Here is a 5780-nt window from a genome sequence, read left to right on the forward strand (position 1 = left end):
AGGCAGGGGAGGGTGGCGGAGGGCTGGCTTGCTGTGACCTTGAGCATGGCACACCGTTCTCGCGCTCAAGGTCGGCGCGCGCCAGGCAGGCGCGATGGCGGCCTGCGGCCGTCTTCGAACCTTGACCGCTGCGCTGCGGCGTGGCTGGCACGGTCACGGGCAATCCCGCCCTTCAACCGTTCAAGGAGAACGTCATGGCTTCCAGTTTCCCATTCATCACCGATGAACAGGTCGAGCCCTTGCTGGCCAACGGCCAGATGGCGCTTGCCTGTCAGGAGAAGGATCAGGACTTCGATCCGCTGCCTGTGGTCAAGCTCTTCACGCCCGATGCGGGCGCGACCTGGCTGCTCACATTGATTGATCCGGACGATCACGACATTGCACACGGCCTGTGCGATCTGGGCCTGGGATTTCCCGAGATCGGCCCGGTCCGGCTGAGCGAACTTGCCGAGGTGCGCGGCATGATGAAGCTGCCGATCGCGCGGGACCTGCATTTCCGGGCGATCCAGCGGCTGAGCGTGTACGCCAAGCAGGCGCGTATGGCCGGGCGATCCAAGCCTGAGGACTCTGAGAGAAGTCCGCGCCGCCGGGCTGGCCGGCGGGCTTTCGCCCCGCGCTGCGATTGTGGGTCCGGCTCGCCTTCGGCCTCGCGCCGGCGCCCGGAGAAGAAGAAGAGGGAGGGTATCTGGCCGCGAAGCCAGCCGCACTGCCGCCTGACGCCTCGTCCGGGCGGCGATGGCCTCGCTGACTTGGGCTGCCAACGACTGCGCGACGTTTTCCAGGGCGAAGTGAAGGCCGCTGGCCAGCTGCTGCTGGGTCAGCGCCGCGGGGGTCGAACTGAGCATTTCTTGTCTCCTGCAATCGCCGTTCCAGCCTAACCCTGCGCGTCATTCACCTCATTGGTGCTGTTCCTGATTCGTGCGTCGGTGGACGCTGACTGATCGGTTTGCGCGCGAAAATCCTGCCATGGCTGATCTCCATTTCACTACACCTGCCCTTGCGGCTGACCCTGCTGGCGTAGTCCTTGACCTTGCCATTTCGCCTGCCGGCAAGGCCTATCTTGAAGTCGCGCATGGCGATACCGACGCTCCGACATCGGTCGCAGCCACGCGCATCCGAGATGCCTTCGAGCGCAACGCTGCGCATGGCCTGCTTCAGTTGGGCGCGGTGGAATTGGGTGGCGCCCTGGCACCTGCGCTGGCCTTCGGCCGCGAGTTCGCACATCTGTTCATGGCACGGTTGACTGCCGTCGCCACTTTGGCCGAAGACTGGGCAAGGGTCGAGATGCCGGCACCGAGCGCAGAGCTGGAAGAACTGGCCGCCGCGGCGCCCCCCATGAAGGGCGCGGAATATCTCGACGGCGCGGTGCTCGAAGCATGGTGGGTAGAGCTGCATGCGGCCGTGCGCGAGGACATCGCCGCCACCGGTGGCGACGTGAGTGCGTGGCTGCAAGGCAAACACCCAAGCTGGAACCTCGTCGGGCGGGTGTGTTTTCACTTGGCAGAGAACAAGGGCAACCAGCAGGCACCGTTCGCCTTTCTCGCCACCTGCGCGAGTCATGTCTCGAAGGACGCTCGCATCCAGCACGTGCCTTTGGGACGAGCGCTGCAGAACTCCTCCGAAGCTCGGGATCGCGCCGCATTGCTGAAGCTGCTCTTGCCGGTGCACAAGGCGGCCGAGCAGAGTCCGTGGCTGAAGGCACTGGTCGATACAGGGAAGGTCTTTCATCCACAGGCCTGGACGGCAGCCGACGCTTACCAGTTCCTGCGTAACGTGCCCGTGTTCGAAGCCAGCGGCCTGGTCGTGAGGATCCCGGACTGGTGGAAGCCGCGTCACCCACCGCGCCCGCAGGTTCGGGTGAACCTGGGTCGGCAGGCTTCGGGCCTCGGCCTGGACACGATGCTCGACTTCAACGTCGAACTCACGCTCGACGGCGAACCGGTCTCCGACGAGGAGTGGAGGCAATTGGCCGCGGCCGGCGACGGCCTGGTCCGGCTCAAGGGACGCTGGGTCGAGGTCGACCGCGAAAGGMTCGACGCTGTGCTGGCCCACTGGAAGAAGGTGCAACGCTCGGCCGAAGTCGACGGCATCTCCTGGTCTGACGGGATGCGCCTGCTGTCGGGCGCCGCGCTTGATGGCGAGTCCACCGCGGCGCTCGCGGAGACCACCGCGGAGTGGTCAACCGTCGTGGCGGGCGACTGGTTGCACAACACTCTCGCGCAACTGCGCGAGCCTGGCGACTCAGGAGAGGCCACCGATCCGCAGCCCGAACTCAAGGCACAGCTGCGACCCTATCAGCGCAAGGGTGTGCATTGGCTGTGGTTGCTCAATCGCCTGGGGCTGGGCGGCTGTCTTGCCGACGACATGGGCCTGGGCAAGACGGTTCAGGTGCTTGGGCTCTTCTCGCTGGCCAAGCGCGAGCGTGACCCGGGGCCGCATCTTCTGGTCGTGCCCGCTTCGCTCATCGCCAACTGGCAGGCGGAGGCAGCGCGCTTCGCACCCCACTTGCAATTGCTGGTCGCGCACCCTTCGGGGACTCCAGCCAAGGAACTGGCCGCGCTTTCTCAAGAGCGACTTGCAGGCGTCGACATCGTCGTGACGAGCTATGGCACCGTGACGCGCCTCGCGTGGATCGCCGAGGTGCAGTGGTCGTTGGTCGTGCTGGACGAAGCGCAGGCCATCAAGAACCCCGGCGCACAGCAGACGCGCAAGATCAAAACGATCAAGAGCCGTGTGCGCTTCGCGATGACGGGCACGCCCGTGGAGAACCGGCTCGGCGACCTGTGGTCGCTCTTCGATTTCATCTGCCCCGGGCTGCTGGGGTCGGCAGCGACCTTCAATCGTTTCGTGCGCCGCCTGGCGGACAGCGAGCACGTCGACTACGCGCCGCTGCGCCGCCTGGTGCAGCCCTACATCCTGAGGCGCCTGAAGAGCGACAAGCGGGTCATCGCCGACCTGCCCGACAAGACCGAGGTCAAGGCCTACTGCGCACTGAGCAGACTCCAGGCGAGCCTGTACCAGCAGTCGGTTGATGCGCTGGCCACGCGGATCGCGACCTTGGAGGGCATCGAGCGACGCGGCGCGGTCTTGTCCTTCCTGATGCGCTTCAAGCAGATTTGCAACCATCCCTCGCAATGGCTGGGCGACGGTGTGTACGGGCCGCGCGACAGTGGCAAGTTCGCTCGCCTGCGCGAATTGGCCGAGGCAGTCGCGGCGCGCCAGGAGAAAGTGCTCGTCTTCACACAGTTCCAGGAAATGATCGGGCCGCTGTCGGAGTTTCTGCAAGGCGTTTTCGGGCGTCCGGGGCTCGTGCTTCATGGTGGCACCGCAGTGAAGGCGCGCGCGGCCCTGGTCGACGCGTTTCAGCGCGAGCTGGGACCGCCCTATTTCGTGCTGTCGCTCAAGGCGGGGGGCACCGGCTTGAACTTGACCGCCGCATCGCATGTTGTGCATTTCGATCGGTGGTGGAACCCCGCCGTTGAAAACCAGGCGACCGACCGCGCCTATCGCATCGGGCAGAAGAGGAATGTGCTGGTTCACAAGTTCGTCTGCCGTGGCACCGTGGAAGAGAAGATCGACGCCCTCGTCGAGGCTAAACTGGGGTTATCGAACCAGATCATCGAGGGCGGCGGCGAAACCCTGTTGACGGAGCTGAGCAACGACGAGTTGCTGCGCATGGTCGCGCTCGATATCAGCAGCGCGATAGACGAGGTCAAGGCAGGGTAAAAGGCTGTCTTGCTTGAGAGAGGACGAGGCAACACATGGCACGATACGACTACGGCGGCTGGGCTCCATACATTCCGGTGGCGCAAAGGCAGCGCCAAGCCAAACAAAAGGTCGCGGCGCTGAACAAGAAGGGGCACAACTGCCAGCCCATCACGATCGAAGGTCGCGCCATCGTCAAGAGCTTCTGGGGTAAGGCCTGGTGCGACAATCTGGAGTCCTACAGCGATTTTGCGAACCGCCTGCCACGCGGGCGGACCTACGTGCGCAATGGCTCCGTCATCGATCTGCGCATCGAGATCGGCAAGGTAAACGCGCTCGTATCCGGTTCGAATCTCTACAGCGTCGAGATCGGGGTGCAGCCGCTGACGGCAACGAGGTGGGGCGCGATCATCAAGGAATGCTCGGGCAAGGTTGCTTCCGTGATCGAGTTGCTGCAGGGCCGCCTGTCTAACGCGGTGATGGAAACGGTGACGCGCCGTGGCGACGGACTGTTCCCATTGCCGCGGCAAATCAGCTTGCGTTGCAGTTGCCCGGACGCGGCCTCAATGTGCAAGCATGTCGCGGCGGTGCTTTACGGCGTGGGCGCTCGCCTGGACAACGAACCTGAACTGCTGTTCCTGTTGCGCCACGTTGAGCCGCAGGACCTGATTCGACAGGCCGGCAACGTGCCGGCGATGGCACACTCCGACGCGCAAGGTGCATTGGACAGCACCGATCTGTCGGCCCTGTTCGGCATCGATCTCGACGATGCATCCGCCGCTTCGACAGCGCCGCCGCCGCCCGCCGTTGCGCCGTCGCGCAAGCGCGCGCGGGAGCCGAGAGTCGTCGATCCGCCAGCGTCACCGGTGTCGGCGAAAAGCAGCAAGGCGGCCGCCCAGCACCGAGCGCGCAGCAGGACCATCACGGCCGGCGAATTGATCGCGCGCGGCGTCGCTCGGCACATGATTCAGAACTGGATAGCTTCCGGGGTTTTGCTGCGCACCGAGCAGCGGGGCGTGTACGGGACGACGGCGCAGACTGAAACGCGGATCGTTGCCTATACCGCTCGGGGTGCTCGCATCTGAAGGGCTTTTACGGCGAGTACACCGTCTGGGCGCATCCAGGCCCGAGGACTCCGCGATGGGCCCGCGCCGCCGGCCCGGCCGGCAGCTTTCGTCTTGCGCGCTGCGTCTGTCGGTCCGGCTCGCCTTCGGCCTCGCGCTGGCCGGGGAGAAGAAGAAGGGGAGGGTGGGGTTGGGCTTGCCTGTGTCTGGTCAGGRTATCACKCGGTTCTCGCGTTCAAGGCCCTSCGCGCGCTCACGCGTGCTCGGCGCRTTCCGCGCGCCYGCGGCGGCCTTGAGCGCTGCGCTGCCGCGTGAGCCAGGGGTGACGCAGGCAATCCCGCCTGTGYCAYTCCAGGAGTCCYTCATGTCCTCTTCCGACTATTCCTTCGCTGCTCGCGAATCCCTTTCGCTGCAGGATCTGGCCCACGCGGCACCGGCGGCCTTTGCCGACCACGCCGCCAAATCGACAGGCTCGAAGTACGTCTTCATCAGCACGCGGAACATCGTCTCAGCACTCATGGATGCAGGCTTTGCGCCGACGCATGCGATCCAGACAAAGGCCCGTGGAACCGATCCCAGCCATGGGCGCCACATGCTGCGCTTCCAGCCGATCGTTCATGTGCTGTCGCTGGACGACGTGGTGCCGGAGATCGTGCTGATCAACTCGCACGATGGGCGCAGTGCCTACGAGCTGCGCGCGGGCCTTCATCGGCCTGTCTGCACCAACGGCCTGCTGACGCCGATCGGCGACTTCGGCCTCGTCCATGTGAGCCACCGGGGCAACGTGGTGCGCAACGTGGTCGACGCGGCGCAGCAGATCACCCGGGAGTTCGGTCGAGTGGGCGAGGTGATCGAGCAGATGCGCGGGACGGCGCTGTCTGGAGGCCAGCAGATGGACTTCGCGCGCGAGGCGCTGACGCTGCGGTTTGCGGACCGGGCCGAGCCGCCGCTGCAACCAGCGCAGCTGCTGGAGCGGCACCGCCTGGCGGACATCGGTGACGATGTCTGGCG

General features: G+C 65.4%; 3 protein-coding genes and 1 pseudogene. All 4 read left to right on the top strand.

Annotation, left to right across the window (positions count from 1 at the left end; all coding sequences use genetic code 11):
- Positions 1–194 precede the first annotated feature (194 nt).
- Positions 195–551 (top strand): annotated as a pseudogene (locus tag AC1DY5_RS39285) (DUF2958 domain-containing protein); the annotation flags it as partial.
- A 415-nt stretch (positions 552–966) separates the two neighbouring features.
- The gene (locus tag AC1DY5_RS39290) at positions 967–3726 is read left to right on the top strand and encodes a DEAD/DEAH box helicase (RefSeq protein WP_478119864.1); all 2760 of its coding nucleotides are present in this window, start codon (positions 967–969) and stop codon (positions 3724–3726) included.
- 35 nt (positions 3727–3761) lie between these two features.
- The gene (locus AC1DY5_RS39295; RefSeq protein WP_478119865.1) at positions 3762–4790 is read left to right on the top strand and encodes an SWIM zinc finger family protein; all 1029 of its coding nucleotides are present in this window, start codon (positions 3762–3764) and stop codon (positions 4788–4790) included.
- Positions 4791–5133: 343 nt separating this feature from the next.
- On the top strand, positions 5134–5780 hold a 647-nt coding region (locus AC1DY5_RS39300), incomplete at its 3' end, for a DUF932 domain-containing protein (protein ID WP_478119866.1).

It is taken from the genome of Variovorax sp. P4_D9, from assembly GCF_056401695.1.

What these genes read in the sequence shown, in the direction of transcription:
- AC1DY5_RS39295 (WP_478119865.1), top strand. Translation starts at nt 3,762, where the DNA reads ATGGCACGATACGACTACGGCGGCTGGGCTCCATACATTCCGGTGGCG.